This window comes from Streptomyces sp. NPDC006655, assembly GCF_040703965.1.
Classification (GTDB): Bacteria; Actinomycetota; Actinomycetes; order Streptomycetales; family Streptomycetaceae; genus Streptomyces.
In genome coordinates, this window is record NZ_JBEYJU010000002.1 from 102,848 (window position 1) to 124,242 (window position 21,395).

A 21,395-nucleotide genomic window follows, 5' to 3' on the forward strand; every position below is an offset into this window, starting at 1 on the left:
CCCGGCCTAGGGGGGGCGAAGCTCTCCCGCGGGGGCCGGTCCGGCCGAACGGACCGGCCCCCGCGGTGCGTTACCCGGGGATCGGCGCACGGCGGAGTTATCGTCGCCGGGTGACAAGTCTTCGCGGAGGCAGTGATCACGGCGGCTCCACCGTGGAGCGCCACCCGCCCGGGTGCGCCCGCTGCGGCACTCCGGTCGTCGACGGCCTCCAGCCCACCACCTGGACCTGTTCCGTGGAGAACGGCGTCCGCAGGTTCTTCTGCGACACCTGCTCCAGGGAGAACCTCAGAGCGATCGAGGGCCGGCTCGACTCGTCCTGGTGGTGACCACCGGCTCCCCGGCCCGGACAGGCTCCCCTCCTGGCTACGCCTCGCCGACCGCCTCGACCGCCTCGACCGCCTCGACCGCCTCGGCTTCCTCGACCGTCTCGATCTCTTCGGGCACGAACCCCGGTAGCCACGCCTCCAGTTCGTCCCGCAGCCGTACCGTCGCGCCGAGTTGGCACAGCACGCCGATGGTGCTCAGTGTCACCCGGTGGATCAGGAGGTAGGCAGGCGGCAGATTGAGCTGTTTGCCCAGCTGATAGGCGGGGTTGCGGGGGTCGGCGATGCGGGCGGCCTGGCTGCGCATCCAGTTGCGGGTGAAGGTGAACTCATCGACCTGGGCCGGTTCGATGATCGGCAGCAGGTAGTCCAGGACGGCATCCGGGTCCAGCTCTATGGACTCCCGGACGAACCCCTCCCTGCGCAGCAGTTCGTAGACCGCCTCGGCGTCACCGTCCAGCGTCATCCGCAGGGAGTCGCCGATCGGGGTGGGCAGGCCGCCCACGAGCCGGTCGACCGTGCCGAAGTCCAGCACGCCGAGGCGCCACTCCTCCTCGTCCTCCGGCCCACCGGGCAGCAGGCGGAAGTTGCCCGGGTGCGGGTCGGCGTGCAGCAGGCCGGTGCGGGCCGGGCCCGAGAACAGGAAGCGGGCCAGCAACTGGCCTGCCCGGTCGCGCTGCTCCTGGGTGCCGCCGGAGATGACCTCGGAGAGCGGTATCCCGCCGATCCACTCGGTGACCAGTACCTGGTCGCACTGGTGCACCACCGCGGGGACCACCACGTCGGGATCGTCCTCGAACTCCTCGGCGTGTGCCGCCTGGGCCTGCGCCTCCAGGGCGTAGTCCAGCTCCTCGGAGACCCGGTCGCGCAGCTCGGCGATCAGCGGCTTGATGTCCATGCCAGGGATCAGGGGACCCAGGAGTCGCGCGAAACGGCTCAATTGCCCCAGGTCGGACAGAAGTGCCTCGCCGGCTCCCGGGTACTGCACCTTGACCGCGACCACCCGGCCGTCGTGCCACACCGCCCGGTGCACCTGGCCGATCGAGGCGGCCGCCGCGGGTTTGTCCTCGAACTCCAGGAACAGCTCCCGCCAGTCCTCCCCGAGCCGCTCGGCGAGCACCGCGTGCACGGTGCGGGTCGGCATCGGGGGCGCGGCGTCCTGGAGTTTGGTGAGGGCCGCCCGGTAGGGGCCCGCGACCTCCTCCGGCAGGGCGGACTCGAAGACGGACAGGGCCTGTCCGAACTTCATCGCCCCGCCCTTCAACTCTCCGAGCACCTTGAAGAGCTGCTCCGCCGTGCGCTGTTGCAGCTCGCGGCCGACGATCTCCGCCGACTCGCCGACGATGCGCTTGCCCAGACCCCAGGTCGCGCGGCCGGCGAAGCCGAGCGGGAGCGCGGCGAGCTTGGCGGTCCGGGTGACCGCCTTGCGGGGAAGATCAGACATGCGCCCTCCAAGTCCCAGTCGGCCGCGCCGCGTCTGCCGCTTGTCGTGGCTCTGCCGACGGCCGTTGCACCACCATTGTCTCGTGCCCGGTGCCGTTGGTTGAGGGGTGTTCCCCCTCAGCTTTCTCCGCCGCCCCGCACGGGCACGCGGGGTGCGGCCACACCGGTCGCGCGTGCCAGTGCAGAGCCGGCAAGGACGCCTCCCAGCGCACCCCCGTACCGGACGGCGACTCGCCGTCGAGGAAGGCCAGGGCGTGCGCGGCGGCCAGCCCGGCCACGGCCGCCGCCAGGGTCAGATCACAGGCGCCCACCCGTCTGGCCTGCCCGGACCCCCATTGCGCGACCAGACGCGGCCAGGCCGGGTCCCGGTCCGTGCGGTGCTCGTGCAGACAACGGGCACAGCCGGTCGCGCCGGGCAGGACGAGCGGGCCGACGCTACCCGTCCCCTCCGCGACACCGGTGTAGAGGTGGGGCGTCCCCGAGGCCAGCAGCGGCTCGGCGGCGCGGGCGCAGGGGGCGTGCACCAGGACGTCGTCGCGCGGGGCGATGATCACCAGTGCCAGCCCGGGTTCCTCCGCGTCCGGACCCGGGCGGCGCGGCGGCCGGTCCGGGGCCGCCCGGCGCACCACTGCGCGGGCGGCCTCGGCGCGCCGGTCACCGACCGAATCCGCGGGCAGCCCGCCGGGCGCCACGTCCCACGGCTGGACCCGGCCCACGTCCCGTACGTCGACCTCGCCGACGCCCGCGCCCGACAGCAGCGCGGCCAGCGCGACACCCACCCGGCCCGCGCCCCGGACCTGTACCCGCAGCGCCCGCCGGGCCGCCAGCCTGCCGAGGGCGCCGCCCGGTTCCGCAGTGGTCAGGGAGAGCGACGCCAGATCCGGACCCAGCCGGTCCAGTACCCCCTTCTTCTCGCGCAGCGCCTGCGCCGCGGGCCCGCCGCCGCGTGCGTCGTCGACGAGTCCGGCCCGGGACAGCCGCTCCACCAGTGCGTCGACATGTCCGTCCGGCAGGTCCATGCGACGCCCCTCCTCGCGTAGCAGGGCGAGGCCCCGGGCCCCGTCGAGCAGGTCCAGGAAGCTCCCGGTCGCCAGGTCCATCGGCCCGAGGGTCATGGCGTGCGCCGGAGTCATTCCGAACTGCACGGTGTTGAGATCGCGCCAGCCGCGCCGGAGCGCGGGCTTCACCAACGGATGCATGACAGGCCCCCGTAGCTGTCGAATGGTCATGGAACATCCCCGCCCGTCGGCACAGCCGGTCACGCTCCGCCGACGAGTGCCAGCATGCCCGGCCCGCTCGGCGGGCGCCGAAAGTTGTCCACAGGCGGTGGATATTCGTCGTACAAATCAGACGCATGGTGGGGGATCGGAGCCGAACCGTCCCGGACCCGGGACTTCCCGTGTGTGCAGCGGGTAACGTCGGGGCGTGCCCGCCGACCCACTGCACCGCGCCGGAAAGCCACAGCGCAGCACGACGAGCCAGCCGCCCGGCGGCCCGGGGGCGAGCGCGATCGAGGTTCGCAGGAGCGCCCGGCGCCGCCGGACCGTTTCCGCGTACCGCGAGGGCGATCGCACCGTCGTGCTGATCCCTGCCCGGATGTCCGAGGCGGAGGAGAAACGCTGGGTGACCGTCATGCTCAACAAACTCGCCGCCCAGGAGAGCAGGCGGGTGCTGGGCGACGCCGAACTCGCCGAGCGCGCCCAGCGGCTGTCGGAGCAGTACTTCGACGGACGGGCCCGTCCCGCGTCGGTGCGCTGGGTCACCAACCAGAACACCCGCTGGGGTTCCTGCACTCCGGCCGAGGGCAGCATCCGTCTCTCGCACCGGCTCCAGGGCATGCCCGAGTACGTCGTGGACTACGTGCTCTGTCATGAGCTGGCGCATCTGCTGGTGCCCGGGCACGGCCCCCGCTTCTGGCGGCTCCTCGAGGCGTACCCGCGCACCGAGCGGGCCCGGGGCTACCTCGAAGGGGTGGTCGCCGCCGACCGGCTGCCGCCGGTGCCCGGCGTACGTGACGAGTGAGACGCCCCGGCGGTGTCCCCCGGGGCCGCTCAGCGCGGTTGTGTACCGGGTCTGTACCGACTTCGTCCGATGTCCGAGTTAGCCGTTAGCCTGGCGCGACGCACTCGCATTCGGGATGGGGGACGGTCGTAACGCATGGCCAGGGAATTCCAACGCGGCCACAAGGCCAGGATCAGTGACCTCACGGCCGGCACGGACCTGTACGTAGGGGTGCAGATCTCCGGGCCCGGTCTGACGTTCGACATCAGCTGCTTCGGCCTCGACGCCGACGAACGGCTCTCGGACGACCGCTACTTCGTCTTCTTCAACCAGCCGAAGTCCCCCGAGGAGTCCATTCAACTGCTCGGCGCGCAGGCGGGCGACACGGAGTCCTTCCGGATCACGTTGGACAGGATCCCGCAGCGGATCCAGAAGCTGTCGTTCACGGCGACCATCGACGGCGCCGGGCAGATGTCGCAGGTCGCCCCCGGATACATCCGTATCGTCGCGGGCGGTGAGGAGGTGGCCAGGTACTCCTTCACCGGCTCGGAGTTCTCCACCGAACGCGCCGTGATGCTCGGTGACCTCTACCTGAAGGACGTGTGGCGCTTCGCCGCCGTCGGCCAGGGATTCGACGGCGGTCTCGAGGCGTTGCTGAAGAACTTCGGCGGCGAGGTGCTGGAGGAGGAGGCGCCCGCCGCGCCGGCGCCGCCGCAGGCGTCCGCGCCGGGCTTCGCGCCGCCCCCGTTCGCCGCCCCGCCCGGACCCGCCCCCGCATCCCCGGCACCCGCCCCGGCCCCCGCGCCCCAGGGCTTCACCCCGCCCCCGGCCCCCGGCCCCGCGTCCGCCCCGAACGTGCACGCCGCGCCCACCCTCATCGCCCCGATGACCCCGCCCGGCACCGTGCCGCCCCCCTCCCCGGCGCCGTCGTCCTACGGCCAGCCGCCCGCCCCGGGCGCGCCCGTGCCACCGCCCGGCTACGGCCTGCCCCCGGCGCCCCCGCAGGCTCCCACCCCGCCGCCCGGCTACGCCCAGGCCCCGCCCCCGCCGCCCGGCTACGGTCAGCAGCCGCCGTTCGGGCAGGTCCCCGGCCAACAGCCCTACGGGGTCCCACAGGGCGCTCCCCAGGGCGGTGCCGGGGTGGGCGCCGCGCTCCAGAAGTTCAAGGAGACGCCCACCGGGCAGCGCTGGACCCCGCAGAACAGCAAGCTCATCCGCGCCGACCTCGGCATGGACGGCCAGCCGGTGCTGGCCCGGCAGGGCAGCATGGTCCTCTACCAGGGCAAGGTCGACTTCAGCTACAAGGGCGCCGGATTCGCCGGCCGGATCGTGGGCAACGCCACCGGCCAAGAGATGCAGCTGATGCGCTGCACCGGCCAGGGCCAGGTGTTCTTCGCCGAGAACTCCGCCCATCTGCACCCGATCGAGCTCCAGGGCGACGCGATCTGCGTCTCCGCCGAGAGCGTCCTCGCCTTCGACGAGAGCCTCCAGCACGAGGTCCGCCGCATCGAGGGACACGGCATTCCCGGCGGCGCGCTGTTCACGATGCAGTTCCAGGGCACCGGCACGATCGTCGTCAAGACCCACGGCACGCCCGTCGTGCTGCCGGTGACCCCCACGACGTTCGCCGACTGCAACGCGGTGGTCGCCTGGTCGGCGGCCTCCCAGGTGATCGTCTCCAGCCAGGTCCGGATGCGCCGCAACGCCTACCCGGGCGACACCGGCGAGAGCGTCAACCTGCAGTTCCGGGGCGCGCCCGGCAACTTCATCGTCGTCCAGCCGTACGAGGTCTGAGGGAGCCCGTCATGAACCAGCCGCTCGCGGGCTACGCCCCCGCACCCGTCACCGCCCGTATGGAGAACCACGGCGACCACATGCTCAAGGTCGCCATGCAGACCGGGAACGACCTCCTCGCGCGCGTGGGGTCGATGGTCGCCTACGAGGGCTTCGTCCAGTACGAGCCCAACCCGCCGGCCGTGCGCCAGATCGCCCGTGACTGGGTCACCGGCGAGGGCGCCCCGCTGATGAAGTGTTCCGGGGACGGCCTTCTCTACCTCGCCGACTACGGCGCGAACGTCGTCGTCATCAACCTCAACGGCGACGGCATCTCCGTCAACGCCACCAACCTGCTCGCGTTCGACGCCCACCTCACCTGGGGCGTGGAGCGGGTGAAGGGGCTGGCGAAGTTCGCCGGGCAGGGCCTGTGGAACACCAGGATCTCCGGACAGGGCTGGGTCGCGCTGACCTCCCGGGGCAAGCCCATCGTCGTCGACTGCGGCGGTGGCGAGGACGAGACGTACGTCGACCCGGACGCGCTGGTCGCCTGGTCCCCGAACCTCAAGGTGAAGGGCAAGCGCAGCTTCAAGGCGCAGTCGCTGATCGGCCGGGGCAGCGGCGAGGCCTACCAGATGGCCTTCTCCGGCCAGGGCATCGTCGTCGTCCAGCCCAGCGAGGACAGCACCGACCGCCTCCGGTTCCGGGGCTGAGGGGGAGTCAGGAAACCATGCAGAGCCCGCTTTTCGCCTTCAACGACTCCCAGGCCCGGGACCGCTACAGCCTGCAGAACAAGCAGATGCTGCGGGTCGTCCTGGAGGGCCACGACGACGTCCTCGCCCGCAAGGGCACGATGGTCGCCTACCAGGGACTCGTCGAGTTCGACGCCGAGTACACGACCAACCAGCAGGCACGCGCGCGTGCGTACACCGGCGAGGGCCTGGACCTGATGCGCTGCCACGGACAGGGCACGGTCTACTTCGCCAACCTCGCCCAGCACATCCACGTCCTGGACGTCGAGCCGGACGGACTGACCGTGGACAGCGGCTACGTCCTCGCCATGGACTCCTCGCTGCACCACGAGGTCGTCGCCGTCGACAGCCTCTACGGCATCTCCGGGTCCGGGAAGTACCAGCTGAACATCACCGGACGCGGCAAGGTCGCCCTGATGACCTCCGGTTCCCCGCTGCTGATGCAGGTCACGCCCGACAAGTACGTCAACTGCGACGCCGACGCCATCGTGGCCTGGTCCACCGGACTGCGGGTCCAGATGCAGGCCCAGACGCATTCCTCGGGCGTCTGGCGGCGCCGCGGCAGCACCGGCGAGGGCTGGGAGCTGAGCTTCATGGGAAGTGGCTTCGCGTTGGTCCAGCCGAGTGAGCTGCTGCCCCCGCAGAACGCCCAGATCGGCCAGGGCCTCGCCGCCCAGTTCGGTATGGGCCAGCAGGGAGCGCGCGGGATGAACCAGGGCAACGTCTGGAGCTGACACCCGCTGACACCCCGAAGCAAGGGGCGCCCGCTGCGGCGAGCGCCCCTTACCCGTCAGCGCCCCTTGCTTCGTCAGCGCCCCTCACCCGTCAGAGCCGCGCGCGGGCTCCTGCCAGCAGCTGGACGACCGAGTCGTCGGCGACCTCCGGAACCTCGGCATAGGCGAACCAGCGCAGGTCGAGGGACTCGTCGCTGATCGCGTGGGCCGCGCCGGGCGGCGCGAGGGCCGCGTACTGGACGTCGAAGTGCCAGTGGCACGGCGCGGGGATCGGATGCCGGTCCAGCCGCACCGGCCCGCCCGGCAGCAGCGTCAGGCCGGGGATCCCGGACTCCTCCGCCGCCTCCCGCAGGGCCGCCTCCGCGAGCGTGGCGTCCCCCGGCTCGCAGTGGCCGCCCATCTGCAACCACATCCGCAGCTTCTTGTGCAGGGTCAGCAGCACCCGGCCGCGCTCGGGGTCGATCACCAGCGCGCTCGCCGTCACATGGCCCGCGTGACAGGCCTTCCACAAGCCGTCCGGACGGGCGGCGAGATGATCCAGATAGGCCTGGCGCAGCTCTTCCTGGCCCTCGTACCCCTTGAGGACGAGGACCGCGTCGTCGTACAGGCTCACTCGGTGTCGTCGCCCTCTGCCCGGTCGTCCTTCTTGCGCAGGTCGGGCTTCTCCGCCGCCTCGCCGAGCATCTTGTCCAGCTCCGAGAAGTCCAGCTGCTCGCGGTGCACGAAGCCGTCCGGGTCGTCCAGGTCGGACGCCGTCGGCAGCATGTCCGGGTGCGCCCACAGCGCGTCCCGCCCGTCGACCCCGCGGGCGTCCGTGAGCGAGGCCCACAGCCGGGAGGCGTCGCGCAGCCGGCGCGGGCGCAGCTCCAGGCCGATCAGCGTGGCGAACGTCTGCTCCGCGGGACCGCCCGTGGCCCGGCGCCGGCGCAGCGTCTCGCGCAGCGCGTCCGCGGACGACAGGCGCGGCTTCGCGGCCGCGTGCACCACCGCGTCGACCCAGCCCTCGACGAGCGCCAGAGCCGTCTCCAGACGGGCCAGGGCCGCCTTCTGCTCGGGGGTGTCCTCCGGCTGGAACATGCCCTGCTGAAGGGCGTCCTGCAGCTGCTCCGGGTTCTGCGGGTCGAACTGGCCGACCACGTCCTCCAACTTGGCCGTGTCGACCTTGATCCCGCGCGCGTAGCCGTCGACTGCGCCGAACAGGTGCGAGCGCAGCCACGGCACATGCGCGAACAGGCGCTGGTGGGCCGCCTCGCGCAGCGCGAGGTACAGCCGCACCTCCTCCTTGGGCACACCGAGGTCCTTGCCGAACGCCTCGATGTTCACCGGCAGCAGGGCGGCCTTGCCCGGCGGGTTCAGCGGCAGGCCGATGTCGGTCGAACCGACAACCTCACCCGCGAGCACCCCCACGGCCTGCCCGATCTGGGTGCCGAACATCGCGCCGCCCATCGAACGCATCATGCCGATCAGCGGGCCCGCCATGGCCTGCATCTCCTCCGGCAGGACGTCGCCCATCGCGGCGCCGACCCGCTCGGCGACCGGGTCGACCAGCTCCTGCCAGGCGGGCAGCGTCGCCTCGACCCACTCCGCGCGGGACCACGCCACCGCCGAGCCGGACCCGGACGGCAGCGACGTCGCGTCGTCCAGCCACAGGTCGGCCAGCCGTACGGCCTCCGCCACGGCGGTGCGCTCGGCGGGACCGACGCTCGCGTCCTTGACGCCGTCCGAGGTGCCCTGGGAGACCGTCTGGCGGGCGATCTGCTTGGCCATGTCCCAGTTCACCGGGCCGCCCTCGTACGAGAGCATCTGGCCCAGCTGCTGGAAGGCCGCGCCCAGGTCGGTGGGGTTCAGCGAGCCGAACATGGCAGCGAACGGATTGTCGGCGCCGGGGCCGCCGAAGCCGCCGGCGCCGGGCGTACCGAAACCGAACGGGTTGGCCGGTCCCTGCCCACCACCGCTCTGCTGGTCCTTCTTCTTGCCCTCGTCGCCGTCTTCCGGCTCCTCCGGCGGAAGGCCGAAACCGAATGGGGTGTCACTCACGGGAATCCTCGGCTGGTAAGGCCACCGGTTCTCTCCGGCGGCGCGGCTGCCCGACAACACCACCCAGCGTAGACACCCCGACCCGATAGGGCCTCGGTGCTTCGCCGACAGTCGGCCTGCGGCAGGATGGATGGCACCTGGTACGAACGCGTCACTCGCGCCCGTACTGAAGACAACCGCTGGAGACGCCCGGTGAGTTCCCCAGATCCGCAGGTTCGCGCAGCGCGAAACCCGTCAACCCCTCCCGTCATGCGCGGGCCCGTCGTCGCCGTCACCGGCGCCGCGACCGGGGTCGGCGCGCTGCTCACCGAGCTGCTGGCCGCGTCCGAGGAGATCAAGCAGGTCATCGCCATCGACGAGCGGCGCGGGGAGTGCGCGGACGCCCAGTGGCACATCCTCGACGTGCGGGATCCGGCCATCGCGGACAAGCTGCGCGGGGCCGACGTGGTGGTGCACCTCGCGCTCGACCTGGATCTGGAGACGGATCCGGCGGCGCGTACGGCGTACAACGTGCGCGGCACGCAGACCGTGCTGACGGCGGCGGCCGCGGCCGGGGTGCACCGCGTGGTGCTGTGCACCTCCGCGATGGTCTACGGAGCGCTTCCGGAGAACGAGTTGCCGTTGTCCGAGGACGCGGAGCTGCGGGCGACCGCCGAGGCCACGGGCGTGGGCGACCTGCTGGAGATCGAGCGGCTCGCGCGCCGGGCGCCGCGCGCGCATCCCGGCCTCAATGTCACCGTGGTGCGCCCCGCGGTCCTCGTCGGTGGCACCGACACCGCTCTGACCAGGTACTTCGAGTCCCCGCGTCTCCTTGTCGTCGCCGGTTCCCGGCCCGCCTGGCAGTTCTGCCATGTCGAGGATCTGTGCAGCGCCCTGGAGTACGCCGTCCTGGAGAAGGTCGACGGGGAACTCGCCGTCGGCTGCGACGGGTGGCTGGAGCAGGAGGAGGTCGAGGAGCTGAGCGGAATCCGGCGGATGGAACTGCCGTCGGCGGTCGCGCTCGGCGCCGCGGCCCGGCTGCACCGGATCGGGCTGACGCCGTCACCGGCCGGGGACCTCGCCTACACGATGTACCCGTGGGTGGTCAGCGGGAGCCGGCTGCACGACGCCGGGTGGCGCCCCGGCTGGACGAACGAGGAGGTGCTCGCCGAGCTGCTGGGGGAGGTGGCCGGGCGGCACACCGTCGTCGGGCGGCGGCTCGGGCGCAAGGACGCGACGGCCGCGGGTGCCGCGGGCGCCACGGTCGCGCTGCTGGGTGCGGCGGCCGTGGTGCGGCGCGCCCGGAAGGCCCGGCGGCGCATCTGACGCCTTCCGTCCCCGCACCGGGAGGGCGGTGCTGTAGAAGTCTCCGAACGGCCACCCGCGCGTGCCGGGTGTTGGTCGTATTCCGTGTGGTCGCGGGCGTGCGGCACCATGGAGGCATGGCTGCTGTGAATGATCACCCCGGTGAGCCGGGTGGCGACGATCCGGTCCGGCTGATCGCGATCCGGGAGAGCGCGCTCAGTGTGGACGAGGTCTTCGCGGCCCTCGGGGACGACGCGGCCGGCGGTGTCGCGCTGTTCGTGGGGACCGTGCGGAACCACGACGGGGGCGCCGACGTCGACGCGCTCGGGTATTCGTGCCACCCCAGCGCCGAGAGCGAGATGCGGCGGGTCGCCGAGAAGGTCGTCGCCGAGTATCCGGTGCGGGCGCTGGCCGCCGTGCACCGGGTGGGGGACCTGCGGGTGGGTGATCTCGCCGTGGTCGTCGGTGTGTCGTGCCCGCACCGGGGGGAGGCATTCGAAGCCTGCCGGAAGCTGATCGACGACCTCAAGCACGAGGTGCCCATCTGGAAGCACCAGAAGTTCTCCGACGGGACGGAGGAATGGGTCGGGGCCTGCTGAAGGAACCACGCCGACACTCCGGTTGCGTAACCGTGCCCCTCGCGTGAGCGTTGTCAGTGCGGGTGATTAATCTGTTGATCAGTCAGTCGCGGACGGTCGTGGGGTAGGAGGTCGGCATGGCGGCGCTCGTCTGGTTGCTGATTCCGCTGGTGGCGGCGGTCGGTGCCGCGCTGTGGGGCAGCTGGGCCAACCGGACGAGAAGGGCGCGCAGCGACGGCCCCGAGCTCGACGGGTACGCCCGGTTCCGCGAGGCCATGGAGCGGTCCCACTCCGGCGGCTGAGACCCGGCCGGGACGTGTGCGGCGGACGGCCCTGACGGTGCGCTGACAGACGCGTCCCGTACTGTCTTTCCATGCCACGCCGCACCGCGACGATGCTCGCCTCCACCCTGATGCTGATCGCGCTCCTGTGCGCGGGAGTGCTCATCAACGTGCCCTACTCGGAGATGTCCCCCGGCCCGACCGTGAACACACTCGGGGACCACGACGGCGAGCCGGTGCTGCAGGTCTCCGGGCACAAGACCTATCCCACCTCCGGGCACCTGAACATGACCACGGTCCGGGTCACCAGCGCCGACTACAAGATGAACCTGGTCGAGGCGGTCTACGGCTGGCTCTCGCACGACAGCAAGGTCGTGCCCCACGACACGCTCTACCCGGACGGCAAGACGGAACAGCAGTCCACCCAGGAGAACGCCGAGGAGTTCAGCCAGTCCCAGGAGAGCGCCAAGGTCGCCGCTCTGAAGGAACTCGGCATTCCGGTGCGGTCCTGGGTGATCGTCTCCACGGTCCTCAAGGGCTCGCCGGCCGAGGGCAAGCTGCACGCCGGCGACGTGATCAAGGCCGTCGACGGCGCCGCGGTCAAGCAGCCTTCCGACGTCGCCAAGCTGGTCACCAAGCACAAGCCCGGCCAGGACGTCGTCTTCACCGTCGTACCGGCCAAGGACCAGGCCGCCGCCGAGAAGGCGAACAAGACGGCCACCACCACCGAGAAGGTCACCGTCACCACGGCCACCTCCGACGACACCGGGGAGAAGCGCGCCATCGTCGGGATCTCCGCCGGGACCGATCACACCTTCCCGTTCTCCATCGACATCAAGCTCGCCGACGTCGGCGGCCCCAGCGCCGGACTCATGTTCTCGCTCGGCATCTACGACAAGCTGACCCCGGGCAGCCTCACCGGCGGCAAGTTCGTCGCCGGCACCGGCACCATCGACGACGACGGCACGGTCGGCCCGATCGGCGGCATCTCCATGAAGACCATCGGGGCCCGCAGCAAGGGCGCGCAGTACTTCCTGACCCCGGCCGACAACTGCGCCGAGGCCGCCAAGGGCACCCCGAGCGGGCTCACCCTGGTCAAGGTCAAGACCATGGACGACGCCCTCGGCGCCCTCAAGGACATCCGCGACGGAGACACCGGCGCCCTGCCGAAGTGCACCACCAAGGGCTGAGCGACACGGCTGCCCGGGGTGCCCTCCGGACGAGGGCACCCCGGGCAGCCGCGGGCGAGGGCCTCAGTCCTCGAACGTCGCCTTCAGAGCCTCCGCCAGGCCCGGGATCAGGTCGGGGCCGGTGAGGACCTCCGTAGGCGAGTCCTTCTCGCGCAGCCGCACGGCCGATTCCCGGCTGCCGTCGCGCAGGACGGCGACGGTCAGCCGGACCTCCTGACGGTCGGGGTGGTTCGCCACCCACTTGGTCAGCTTGGCCCCGCTCATGCCCTCCGGCACCTGGGACTCGGCGGACGGCGGCAGCATCAGGCGCTCCACGGTGAGCGCGCAGCCGACCACCGCGTCCGGCCAGGCGATGGTGCCCAGGAACTCGTCCAGCGCCTTGTCCGTTGGCACTTCGTCCTGCTCGATCGGGGTGAGACCGGTGGTCGCCGACTCGTCCTCCAGACCGAGCTGGGCGGCGAGTGCCGGTTCCTGCGAGCGCAGCCGGACGGTGTCGACGAGGGCGAAGAGGCGGGCGGGCTGGTCCCAGCCGAGGCCGGAGGCGTACTCGTCGATCTCGAGTACGGCCCGGGTGAGCGGGTTCCCTGCCATGGGAGTGTTGGACATGGTCACAATCCTGCCTCGTTCATGGCCGGAATCGGGAACCGAGTAAACCGTGAGTAAGTTGCATAGGTGTGGCCTCGCGATCACGGGGGACCACGGAAGGCCCACGAACACCCGGGCCCGACGGCAAGAAACAGACTCAACAGCGACTTCGAGGTGCGCACCTTGGCTTTCCAGATGCCGGACCGCGGCGGAGGCCCGACGGGGCCACGGATCAGAGCGGCGGGACGTCCGTCCCGGCGCGTTCGGACCCTGCTCCTGACCCTGGGCGTCCTCGCCGTGCTCGGCATGGCGTTCAGCATGTTCGCGGGCTTCTGGACGAACTGGCTCTGGTACCGGTCGGTGCACTACTCCTCGGTGTTCACCACCACCCTGTGGACCAAGATCGGGCTGTTCTTCGTCTTCGGTCTCCTGATGGCCGCCGCGGTGGGCTTCAACGTCTGGCTCGCGCACCGGCTGCGACCGCCGCTGAGCGCCATGTCGACGGAACAGCAGAGCCTCGACCGCTACCGGATGGGCATCGCGCCGTACAAGAGGTGGCTGCTGCTCGCGGTCACCGCGCTGGTCGGGCTGATCGCCGGCGCGTCCGCGGCCGGGCAGTGGCGCACCTGGCTGATGTGGGTCAACGGCGTGCCCTTCCACCAGAAGGACCCGCAGTTCCACCTCGACGTCTCCTTCTACGCCTTCGACCTGCCCTGGTACCGGTTCCTGCTGGGCTTCGGCTTCGCCGCCGCGATCCTCTCCCTGATCGCCGCCGCGCTCACCCACTACCTGTACGGCGGGCTGCGCGTCACCAGTCCCGGCGCCCGCGCCACCGGTGCCGCGACCGGTCACCTCTCGGTGCTGCTCGGCATCTTCGTCGCGCTCAAGGCGGTCGCGTACTGGCTGGACCGCTACGGACTGGCCGTCAAGTCCAGCGACTTCAAGGCCACCGACAACTGGACGGGCCTCAGGTACGTCGACGCGAACGCCTATCTGCCGGCCAAGACCATCCTGTTCTGCATCGCCGTGATCTGCGCGCTGCTGTTCTTCGCCACGCTGTGGCGGCGGACCTGGCAGCTGCCCGTGATCGGCTTCGGCCTGATGGTCCTGTCCGCGATCCTCATCGGCGGCCTCTACCCGGCGATCGTCCAGAAGTTCCAGGTCCAGCCCAACGAGCAGGCCAAGGAAGCCCCGTACGTCCAGAAGAACCTCAAGGCGACCCGCGAGGCCTACGGCATCGACGACACGAAGGTCACCGAGTACACGGGCAAGAGCACCAGCACGGACAAGACCAAGCTCCGGGACGACGTCGACTCGACGGCGAGCATCCGGATCATGGACCCGAACATCGTGTCGCCGACGTTCCAGCAGGCCCAGCAGATGTGGAACTACTACGCGTTCCCCACCAATCTGGACGTGGACCGCTACACCAAGGACGGCAAGGTCCAGGACACCGTCATCGGTCTGCGCGAGCTGAACCTCGACGGCATTCCCAAGAACAACTGGATCAACGACCACTTCCGCTACACACACGGCTACGGAGTGGTCGCCGCCAAGGGCACCGAGGCCGACGGCCAGGGGCAGCCGGTCTTCACCGAGTCCGACCTGCCGTCCACCGGCGACCTCGGCACGTACCAGCAGCAGATCTACTACGGCGAGAAGACGACCACGTACTCGATCGTCGGCGGTCCCCAGAAGGAGATCGACTACTCCGACGACAGCGGTGAGAAGACCACCAGCTACGCGGGCACGAGCGGGGTCAGTCTCTCCAGCGCGATCAACCGGGCGGCGTACGCGGTGGCGTTCAACGAGCCGCAGATCCTCTACTCCGGTGCGATCGGCGACGGTTCGCGGATCCTGTACAACCGCACGCCCAAGGAGCGCGTCGAGGCGGTCGCGCCCTGGCTCACCATCGACGGCGACGCCTACCCGGCGGTCGTGGACCACCGCATCCAGTGGATCGTCGACGCCTACACCACGTCGAACGGCTACCCGTACGCCTCTCGTACGACGCTCGGTGACACCACCGCCGACTCGCTGACCGCGGCCAACAACTCGCGCGCGGTGGTCGCCCAGCAGAACCAGGTCAACTACATCCGCAACTCGGTGAAGGCGACCGTCGACGCGTACACCGGCGCGGTCAAGCTCTACCAGTGGGACACCGCGGACCCGGTGCTGAAGACGTGGATGAAGGCCTTCCCCGGCACGGTGCAGCCGAAGAGCGCCATCTCGAAGGAGCTGCTGGACCATCTCCGGTACCCGCAGGACCTGTTCAAGGTCCAGCGCGAACTGCTCACCCGCTACCACGTGACGGACGCCCAGACCTTCCTGACCGGCAGCGAGGTGTGGCAGGTGCCCGACGACCCGACCAACAAGTCGGGCAACGCGGTGCCGCCGTACTACCTGAGCATGAAGATGCCGGACCAGAGCCGGCAGGCGTTCTCCCTGTCGACGACGTTCACGCCCAACGGGCGGAACAACCTCAGCGCGTTCATGTCGGTCGACTCCGAGGCCGATTCCCAGGACTACGGCAAGATCAGAATCCTGAAGCTGCCGACCGGTACGACCGTCGACGGACCCAAACAGGTCCAGAGCAAGTTCAACTCCGAACAGGACATCGCCGCCGCGATCAAACTCCTCAAGGGCGGCGACTCCGAGGTCGAGTACGGCAATCTGCTGACCGTGCCACTGGACGGGGGGCTGCTGTACGCGGAGCCGGTCTACGTACGCGGTGCCGGCGTCAAGTACCCGTTGCTGCGGAAGGTGTTGGTCACCTTCGAGGGCAGGACCGCCTTCGAGGACACCCTGGACGAGGCGCTCAACAAGGTGTTCGGCTCGGACGGTTCGGGCACGGGTTCCTCGGACACCGGGACGACCACACCGCCGACGTCCGGAAACCCGACGGTCCAAGCCGCGCTCGACGACGCCCAGAAGGCCTTCGAGGCGGGCCAGGAAGCCCTGAAGAAGGGCGACTGGACCGCGTACGGCAAGGCCCAGGACGATCTGCGGGACGCGCTGAAACGGGCCGAGGACGCGCAGGCGAAGGCGAACGGCAAGGGCGGCGGCACGACCGCGAGCAGCAGCCCGAGCCCCGCCGCCGGTCCGAGCGGCAGCCCGGGTTCCAGCAGCAGCCCCGGCGGGTGATCAAGTCCGCCCCGCGCCGTGGTACTGTTGACAGGCAACGGCGCGGGGTGGAGCAGCTCGGTAGCTCGCTGGGCTCATAACCCAGAGGTCGCAGGTTCAAATCCTGTCCCCGCTACTGCAATCGAAGGCCCGGATCCTCTTGGGATCCGGGCCTTCGTGGTGTCCGGACCGGCGACGAACGCATGTACCGGTCGAGAGGACGCCGTGCCGCCGTGGGGAGTTGCGTGAGATGTGTTTGACTTGTCGTTCTGTGGGCATGTCGACAAAACGCTGAAGTGACCTCACGGTCTGCGGTATACGTGGTGTACCCAGGTTGCAGGTGGTGCGACGATGGACGTTATGGGGGACAAGGCAACTCTGTTCGAGACAGGGCGATTTGTGCAGCCTTCGGGCGAGGAGCCGACCCGCGACGAGGCCGCCGAGGCCGCTGAGGAGGCACGCTGCCGACTCCAGGCCGAGGGCGGTGACGTCGAGGCGATGAGCGTCCTCGGCGCCATGCTGCTGCGCCGCGGCGACCTCGACGGAGCCGAGCCCCAACTGCGTGCCGCCACCGCCGCGGGCGACCGTGCCGCCGCCAACAACCTCGGCGTCCTGCTGCACCAGCGCGGTTATCCCGACGAGGCGGCCGGCTGGTGGCGGATCGCCGCCGTCGCCGGCTCGGCGGCCGCCGCCCACGCGCTGGGCCGCCACCACCGTGAGCGCGGGGACGAACCCGCCGCCGAGTACTGGCTGCGCCAGTCCGCCGAGCAGGGGCACGCGCTCGGCGCCTACGCGCTCGCGGACCTGCTGGAGCACCGGGGGGACGTGGCCGCCGGGCGGTGGATGCGGGCCGCCGCCGAGCGCGGGCACCGGGAGGCGGCGTACCGGCTGGCGCGCGCGCTCGACCGCAGGACGGCGGTGGAGGAGGACGGCCCCGGGGGTGACAACGGTGCCGGCCCGCAGCTCTCGGCGGGTGCCGAGGAGGCCGCGGAGGCCGAGCAGTGGTACCGCCAGGCCGCCGCGCGCGGGCACCGGCGGGCCGCCCTGCACCTCGGCGCGATCCTGGAGAAGCGCGGCGAGCTCAAGGAGGCCGGACGCTGGTACCTGACCGCCGCCAAGGACGGCGAGGCGCGGGCCGCCTGTGCGCTCGGCTTCCTGCTGCGGGACGCCGGGGACACCGAGAACGCGGCCATCTGGTGGCTGCGGGCCGCCCAGGACGGCGACGGCAACGCGGCGAACGCGCTCGGCGCCCTGCACGCCGAGCGCGGCGAGACCCAGACCGCCGAGCGCTGGTACCGGGCGGCGATGGACGCCGGTGACGACAACGGCGCGTACAACCTCGGGCTGCTCTGCGCCGAGCAGGGACGGACCGCGCAGGCCGAGCAGTGGTACCGGCGGGCCGCGTACGCCGGGCACCGCGAGGCCGCGAACGCGCTCGCCATCCTGCTGCTCCAGGGCGGCGACACGTCCGGCGCCCTGCCGTGGTTCTCCAAGGCCGCGGAGGCGGGCAGCGTGGACGCCGCCTTCAACCTCGGCATCCTGTACGCCGGACGGGGCGAGGACCGGGTCGCGCTGCGCTGCTACGAGCAGGCGGCCGCCGCCGGGCACACCGAGGCCGCCCTTCAGGTGGGCATCGCCCGGCTCCGTGAGGGCGACGAGGCCGCCGCCGAACGGCACCTGCGGTGCGCGGCGGGCGGCGGCAGCGCCGAGGCCGCCTACCGGCTGGCCGCGGTGCTCGACGCGCGCCGCCCGGCGGTGTCCGAGCACGAGCTCGGGGAGTCGTCGCTGAACGTGAAGACGGAGTGCGAGGAGTGGTACGAGCGGGCCGCCTCGCAGGGGCACCGGCGGGCCCAGGTGCGGGTCGGGATGCTGGCCGCGGCGCGCGGGGACGTGGTGGAGGCGGCGCGGTGGTACCGGACGGCGGCCGAGGCCGGTTCGCGGAACGGGGCGTTCAACCTGGGTCTGCTGCTGGCCCGTGAGGGCAGCGAGCCGGAGGCCGCGGTGTGGTGGGAGCGGGCCGCGGACGCCGGTCACGGACGGGCGGCGCTGCGGCTGGCCCTGGTCTACGCGCGTCGGGGCGAGCTGGCCGAGGGCCAGCGCTGGGCCGACCGCGCGGTGGTGCTGGGACCGGCCGAGGTGAGCGAACGGGCGGGGCGGCTGCGGGACGCCCTGCGAGAGGAGCTGTCCGCGTGAGCCGGCCCTTTTCGCAGGTCAGCCGGGCTTGCGGGAATGGATTTGCTTCTTCCCGTCTCCCTCACGTAGTGTTCCATTCATCGACGCGGGGTGGAGCAGCTCGGTAGCTCGCTGGGCTCATAACCCAGAGGTCGCAGGTTCAAATCCTGTCCCCGCTACTGAAGGCCGAGGGCCGGAATCCGGAAACGGATTCCGGCCCTCGGTTTTTTCTCCAGCCGGTTCGTCAGTCCGGTCCGTCAGCCCGGCCCCGTCGGCTGCGGGAACCCGGTGCGCCGGTGCGACGCGAAGGCCCCGGCGCTCATGGTGAGCGGCCGGGGCCTTCGGGGAAAATCGTGTCAGGCGGCTGTCGCGCAGTCCGGGCAGAGCCCGCGGTAGGTCACCTCGACGTCGGAGACCGTGAAGCCGAACCGCTCCGAGCTGGGGAGGTCGGCCAGCGGGTCGCCGGTCGGGTGGACGTCGCGGATGGACCCGCACCGGGAGCAGACCAGGTGGTGGTGCGGCCGGTGCGCGTTCGGGTCGTACCGCTTGGCGCGCTTGTCCGTGGAGACCTCGGTGACCTCGCCGAGCGAGACCAGCTCGCCCAGCGTGTTGTAGACGGTGGCACGGGAGATCTCGGGCAGCTTGGCGACGGCTCTGGAGTGGACCTCGTCGGCCGTCAGGTGGACGTGGTCGCCGTCGAGAACCTCGGCCACGACGCGTCGCTGCGCGGTCATCCGCCACCCGCGTCCACGCAGCCGTTCCAGAAGGTCGCTCATGGAAACCAGCCTAACAGCAGGCCGACCATTTTCCGAATAGGTGTGAATTTGGACCAGATTCGGAATTGGATTGAGTCCAATTCGCTCTTCCGGTCCGGCCTAGGCGGGCTGCGGCGCCCGGGTGCCGGCCCAGCAGCGGATGATGTCGCGGACCGAGACGATCCCGGCCGGCTCGGCGCCGTCGAGGACGATCAGATGGCGGAAGCCGCCGTCCGCCATCGCCCGGGCCGCCTCCTCCAGGGTCCAGGTCGGGGCGGCGAACACGACGTCGTTGGTGGTGTGGGCATGGATGTGCTCCCGGTCCGGGTCCTGGCCGAGGCCGACGGAGTTGAGGATGTCGCGCTCGGTGAGGATCCCGATGCCGCCGGCGTCCGGGTCGTGGACGACCGCCGCGCCCACGCGGCGCGCGGACATCAGGGAGGCCGCCTGGCGGAGGGTGTGGGCTGGGCCGACGGTGAGGACCACCGTGCTCATGGCGTCACGGACGAGCATGAAGGGTGCCACCTCCTAGGGATCGCCGACAGTGCGGCGATTCACAAGTTCACAAGTGGGGGTGCTTCCCAGGGTGGCAGGTAAAGCCGGGGTCAACAAGGGGGTGCGCGTAGTCAATTGAGGGCGTGTGCGCTCATATGTGAGGGAGGTGATCACTCCCTTCTGCCCCAGGTTCTCCCGCCGCGCCCCACAGGACCGTTTCAGTAACGCTCGGAGAGGTACGACAGCAGCTCGTCGTGCAGCAGCCCGTTGGAGGCCGCCGCGTTGCCGCTGTGCGGGCCGGGGCGGCCGTCCAGGCCGGTGAAGGTGCCGCCGGCCTCCGTCACGACGATCGCGTTGGCGGCCATGTCCCACAGGGACAGCTCCGGCTCCGCGCAGATGTCCACGGACCCCTCGGCGACCATCATGTACGGCCAGAAGTCGCCGTACGCGCGCGTGCGCCACACCTCGCGGGTCAGGTCCAGGAAGCCGTGCAGCCGGCCCCGCTCCTCCCAGCCGCCCAGCGAGGAGTACGCGAAGGAGGCGTCGGACAGTTTCGAGACCCTGGAGACGTGCAGCCGGGTCGCCGCGGACAGGCTCCGGCCGGTGAAGGCGCCGTGGCCCTTCGCGGCCCACCAGCGGCGGCCCAGCGCGGGCGCGGAGACCACGCCGACGACCGGCTGGTAGCCGCCCTCGGCCGCCTCCGTCAGGGAGATCAGGGTGGCCCAGACGGGCACCCCGCGGACGTAGTTCTTGGTGCCGTCGATCGGGTCGACGACCCAGCGGCGGGGACCGGTGCCCTCGACGCCGTACTCCTCGCCGAGGATCGCGTCGCGCGGGCGGGCCCGTTGCAACTGGCCGCGGATCAGCTCCTCGGCGGCCTTGTCGGCCTCGCTCACCGGGGTCATGTCCGGCTTGGTCTCGACCTTGAGGTCGAGAGCCTTGAAGCGGTCCATCGTGGCGGCGTCGGCCGCGTCCGCGAGCACATGGGCGAGACGCAGGTCATCGAGGTAGTCCGGCATGCGACGAACGCTATCTGCCGGGACGGGCACGGGGCCAGCAGGAGGCGCCCGAGGATCTCGGGGCCGCCGTGGGACGCCGCGGAGCGGCCGGGTGGGCAGCGTCGGGGGATCGGACGGGGGGCCCGGTGCGCCCGCGCGTGTTGGCCGAAGGGCGCCCCCTGGTGCCTTCGCGAACCCTTGACAGTGGATTCGTCCGCGTCAAACCTGGGCGCAGAGTCGCTCGCCCCAGGGAGGCGATGATGCCTGCAGCCCGGGAATCCCTCCTGGACGCCGCGTACGCCGCGCTGACGCGCCGGCCGTGGGCCGCCGTTCGGATGGTCGAGGTGGCCGCGGCGGCCGGGGTGTCCCGCCAGACGCTGTACAACGAGTTCGGCAGCAAGGAAGGCCTGGCCAGAGCGCTGGTGCGCAGGGAGGCCGACGGGTATCTCGCGGGGGTCGAGCGGGCCCTGGGCAGCCATACCGGGATGCCGGAGCGCCTGACGGCGACGGCCGAGTGGACGGCGGTGGCGGCCCGGGAGAGCGTGCTGGTACGGGCGATGCTCACGGGGTGCTGGAGCGAGCGGTTGCCGGTGCCGACGCTCTCCGCGGTGCCGTCGTCGTCCGCGGTGCCGGCGCAGCGGAGAGCGGACGGCCCGCTGCCGTCACCCGGGGAGTTCGTGCGGATCGTGCGGGACCGGGCGGTGGCGGTGCTGGCCGGGCCGGCGGCGGCGGCGCAGGAGGATCGGGAGCTGGCCCGGTCCTGCGAGCTCGTCGTCCGGCTCGCGTTGTCGTGTGTGGCCGCGCCGCCTGGGGAAGGTGGGGTGGCGGAACTGGTGCGGGGGGTGCTGGTGCGGCAGGCGGTGTGAAAAGG

At 71.3% G+C, this 21,395-nt stretch carries 20 protein-coding genes and 2 tRNA genes; 14 read left to right on the plus strand and 8 right to left on the minus strand.

The window, feature by feature from the left end; translation table 11 throughout:
- Window positions 1-110: 110 nt before the first annotated feature.
- On the plus strand, window positions 111-326 hold the full coding sequence (locus AB0958_RS01590; RefSeq protein ID WP_366888258.1) for a hypothetical protein: 216 nt from the start codon (window positions 111-113) through the stop codon (window positions 324-326).
- A 37-nt stretch (window positions 327-363) separates the two neighbouring features.
- On the opposite strand, the gene AB0958_RS01595 is transcribed toward AB0958_RS01590, so the two are convergent.
- Both AB0958_RS01595 and AB0958_RS01600 read right to left on the minus strand, forming a co-directional pair.
- Entirely contained in the window at window positions 364-1,767 is a 1,404-nt protein-coding gene (locus AB0958_RS01595) for an AarF/ABC1/UbiB kinase family protein (RefSeq protein ID WP_366888259.1), read from the minus strand.
- Window positions 1,760-2,965 carry a TOMM precursor leader peptide-binding protein gene (locus AB0958_RS01600; RefSeq protein ID WP_366888260.1) on the minus strand — a complete coding sequence of 402 codons (1,206 nt, stop codon included), beginning with the start codon at window positions 2,963-2,965 and terminating at the stop codon, window positions 1,760-1,762. The genes AB0958_RS01595 and AB0958_RS01600 overlap by 8 nt, the downstream gene beginning before the upstream one ends.
- 226 nt (window positions 2,966-3,191) lie before the next feature.
- On the opposite strand from AB0958_RS01600, the gene AB0958_RS01605 reads away from it, so the two are divergent.
- The 4 genes from AB0958_RS01605 to AB0958_RS01620 all read left to right on the plus strand — a co-directional run bounded on the left by AB0958_RS01605 (window position 3,192) and on the right by AB0958_RS01620 (window position 7,026).
- On the plus strand, window positions 3,192-3,788 hold the full coding sequence (locus AB0958_RS01605) for a M48 family metallopeptidase (RefSeq protein ID WP_366888261.1): 597 nt from the start codon (window positions 3,192-3,194) through the stop codon (window positions 3,786-3,788).
- Window positions 3,789-3,923: 135 nt separating this feature from the next.
- Window positions 3,924-5,561 carry a TerD family protein gene (locus AB0958_RS01610; protein WP_366888262.1) on the plus strand — a complete coding sequence of 546 codons (1,638 nt, stop codon included), beginning with the start codon at window positions 3,924-3,926 and terminating at the stop codon, window positions 5,559-5,561.
- 11 nt (window positions 5,562-5,572) lie between these two features.
- Window positions 5,573-6,253 (plus strand): AIM24 family protein, encoded by a 681-nt coding sequence (locus AB0958_RS01615; protein ID WP_366888263.1) that lies wholly within the window; start codon window positions 5,573-5,575, stop codon window positions 6,251-6,253.
- A 17-nt stretch (window positions 6,254-6,270) separates the two neighbouring features.
- A complete protein-coding gene (locus AB0958_RS01620) occupies window positions 6,271-7,026 on the plus strand; it encodes an AIM24 family protein (protein WP_366888264.1) in 756 nt (251 codons plus the stop codon).
- A gap of 91 nt (window positions 7,027-7,117) precedes the next feature.
- On the opposite strand, the gene AB0958_RS01625 is transcribed toward AB0958_RS01620, so the two are convergent.
- Both AB0958_RS01625 and AB0958_RS01630 read right to left on the minus strand, forming a co-directional pair.
- A complete protein-coding gene (locus AB0958_RS01625) occupies window positions 7,118-7,639 on the minus strand; it encodes an NUDIX domain-containing protein (RefSeq protein WP_366888265.1) in 522 nt (173 codons plus the stop codon).
- A complete protein-coding gene (locus tag AB0958_RS01630; protein WP_366888267.1) occupies window positions 7,636-9,063 on the minus strand; it encodes a zinc-dependent metalloprotease in 1,428 nt (475 codons plus the stop codon). Before AB0958_RS01630 ends, AB0958_RS01625 begins: the two co-directional genes overlap by 4 nt.
- Window positions 9,064-9,255: 192 nt before the next feature.
- On the opposite strand from AB0958_RS01630, the gene AB0958_RS01635 reads away from it, so the two are divergent.
- From AB0958_RS01635 to AB0958_RS01650, 4 genes are all read left to right on the plus strand, one after another.
- Window positions 9,256-10,368 carry an SDR family oxidoreductase gene (locus AB0958_RS01635; protein WP_366888268.1) on the plus strand — a complete coding sequence of 371 codons (1,113 nt, stop codon included), beginning with the start codon at window positions 9,256-9,258 and terminating at the stop codon, window positions 10,366-10,368.
- A 116-nt stretch (window positions 10,369-10,484) separates the two neighbouring features.
- The gene (locus AB0958_RS01640) at window positions 10,485-10,946 is read left to right on the plus strand and encodes a molybdenum cofactor biosynthesis protein MoaE (protein ID WP_366888269.1); all 462 of its coding nucleotides are present in this window, start codon (window positions 10,485-10,487) and stop codon (window positions 10,944-10,946) included.
- Between the two features lie 116 nt (window positions 10,947-11,062).
- A complete protein-coding gene (locus AB0958_RS01645; protein ID WP_366888270.1) occupies window positions 11,063-11,227 on the plus strand; it encodes a hypothetical protein in 165 nt (54 codons plus the stop codon).
- Window positions 11,228-11,298: 71 nt separating this feature from the next.
- A complete protein-coding gene (locus tag AB0958_RS01650; RefSeq protein ID WP_366888272.1) occupies window positions 11,299-12,396 on the plus strand; it encodes a PDZ domain-containing protein in 1,098 nt (365 codons plus the stop codon).
- Between the two features lie 63 nt (window positions 12,397-12,459).
- Here the strand turns inward: AB0958_RS01650 and AB0958_RS01655 are convergent, their stop codons facing one another.
- On the minus strand, window positions 12,460-13,002 hold the full coding sequence (locus AB0958_RS01655) for a PPA1309 family protein (RefSeq protein ID WP_366888273.1): 543 nt from the start codon (window positions 13,000-13,002) through the stop codon (window positions 12,460-12,462).
- A gap of 174 nt (window positions 13,003-13,176) precedes the next feature.
- On the opposite strand from AB0958_RS01655, the gene AB0958_RS01660 reads away from it, so the two are divergent.
- The 4 genes from AB0958_RS01660 (at window position 13,177) to AB0958_RS01675 (ending at window position 18,455) form a co-directional block, all read left to right on the plus strand.
- A complete protein-coding gene (locus AB0958_RS01660) occupies window positions 13,177-16,125 on the plus strand; it encodes a UPF0182 family protein (RefSeq protein WP_366888356.1) in 2,949 nt (982 codons plus the stop codon).
- A gap of 41 nt (window positions 16,126-16,166) precedes the next feature.
- Window positions 16,167-16,240: transfer RNA gene (locus AB0958_RS01665), tRNA-Met, on the plus strand.
- Window positions 16,241-16,455: 215 nt separating this feature from the next.
- Entirely contained in the window at window positions 16,456-18,297 is a 1,842-nt protein-coding gene (locus AB0958_RS01670; protein WP_366888274.1) for a tetratricopeptide repeat protein, read from the plus strand.
- A gap of 84 nt (window positions 18,298-18,381) precedes the next feature.
- Window positions 18,382-18,455, plus strand: a tRNA-Met gene (locus AB0958_RS01675).
- 177 nt (window positions 18,456-18,632) lie between these two features.
- Here the strand turns inward: AB0958_RS01675 and AB0958_RS01680 are convergent.
- The 3 genes from AB0958_RS01680 to hisN all read right to left on the minus strand — a co-directional run bounded on the left by AB0958_RS01680 (window position 18,633) and on the right by hisN (window position 20,545).
- A complete protein-coding gene (locus AB0958_RS01680; RefSeq protein ID WP_132888757.1) occupies window positions 18,633-19,052 on the minus strand; it encodes a Fur family transcriptional regulator in 420 nt (139 codons plus the stop codon).
- Between the two features lie 99 nt (window positions 19,053-19,151).
- Entirely contained in the window at window positions 19,152-19,544 is a 393-nt protein-coding gene (locus AB0958_RS01685) for a CBS domain-containing protein (protein WP_366888275.1), read from the minus strand.
- Between the two features lie 200 nt (window positions 19,545-19,744).
- Window positions 19,745-20,545, minus strand: coding sequence for a histidinol-phosphatase (gene hisN, locus AB0958_RS01690; RefSeq protein WP_366888276.1), 801 nt, complete (start codon window positions 20,543-20,545; stop codon window positions 19,745-19,747).
- 236 nt (window positions 20,546-20,781) lie between these two features.
- Between hisN and AB0958_RS01695 the strand changes: the two genes are divergently transcribed.
- Complete coding sequence (locus AB0958_RS01695; protein WP_366888277.1) at window positions 20,782-21,390, plus strand: helix-turn-helix domain-containing protein; 609 nt, start codon at window positions 20,782-20,784, stop codon at window positions 21,388-21,390.
- Window positions 21,391-21,395 lie beyond the last annotated feature (5 nt).

Excerpts from the sequence above, each read along its gene's own strand:
- AB0958_RS01595 (WP_366888259.1), bottom strand. The coding sequence starts at position 1,767 with ATGTCTGATCTTCCCCGCAAGGCGGTCACCCGGACCGCCAAGCTCGCC.
- AB0958_RS01695 (WP_366888277.1), top strand. The coding sequence starts at position 20,782 with ATGATGCCTGCAGCCCGGGAATCCCTCCTGGACGCCGCGTACGCCGCG.
- AB0958_RS01640 (WP_366888269.1), top strand. The coding sequence starts at position 10,485 with ATGGCTGCTGTGAATGATCACCCCGGTGAGCCGGGTGGCGACGATCCG.
- AB0958_RS01655 (WP_366888273.1), bottom strand. The coding sequence starts at position 13,002 with ATGTCCAACACTCCCATGGCAGGGAACCCGCTCACCCGGGCCGTACTC.
- AB0958_RS01600 (WP_366888260.1), bottom strand. The coding sequence starts at position 2,965 with ATGCATCCGTTGGTGAAGCCCGCGCTCCGGCGCGGCTGGCGCGATCTC.
- AB0958_RS01610 (WP_366888262.1), top strand. The coding sequence starts at position 3,924 with ATGGCCAGGGAATTCCAACGCGGCCACAAGGCCAGGATCAGTGACCTC.
- AB0958_RS01685 (WP_366888275.1), bottom strand. The coding sequence starts at position 19,544 with ATGCTCGTCCGTGACGCCATGAGCACGGTGGTCCTCACCGTCGGCCCA.
- AB0958_RS01670 (WP_366888274.1), top strand. The coding sequence starts at position 16,456 with ATGGACGTTATGGGGGACAAGGCAACTCTGTTCGAGACAGGGCGATTT.
- AB0958_RS01680 (WP_132888757.1), bottom strand. The coding sequence starts at position 19,052 with ATGAGCGACCTTCTGGAACGGCTGCGTGGACGCGGGTGGCGGATGACC.
- AB0958_RS01615 (WP_366888263.1), top strand. The coding sequence starts at position 5,573 with ATGAACCAGCCGCTCGCGGGCTACGCCCCCGCACCCGTCACCGCCCGT.
- AB0958_RS01620 (WP_366888264.1), top strand. The coding sequence starts at position 6,271 with ATGCAGAGCCCGCTTTTCGCCTTCAACGACTCCCAGGCCCGGGACCGC.
- AB0958_RS01650 (WP_366888272.1), top strand. The coding sequence starts at position 11,299 with ATGCCACGCCGCACCGCGACGATGCTCGCCTCCACCCTGATGCTGATC.
- AB0958_RS01645 (WP_366888270.1), top strand. The coding sequence starts at position 11,063 with ATGGCGGCGCTCGTCTGGTTGCTGATTCCGCTGGTGGCGGCGGTCGGT.
- AB0958_RS01660 (WP_366888356.1), top strand. The coding sequence starts at position 13,177 with ATGCCGGACCGCGGCGGAGGCCCGACGGGGCCACGGATCAGAGCGGCG.
- hisN (WP_366888276.1), bottom strand. The coding sequence starts at position 20,545 with ATGCCGGACTACCTCGATGACCTGCGTCTCGCCCATGTGCTCGCGGAC.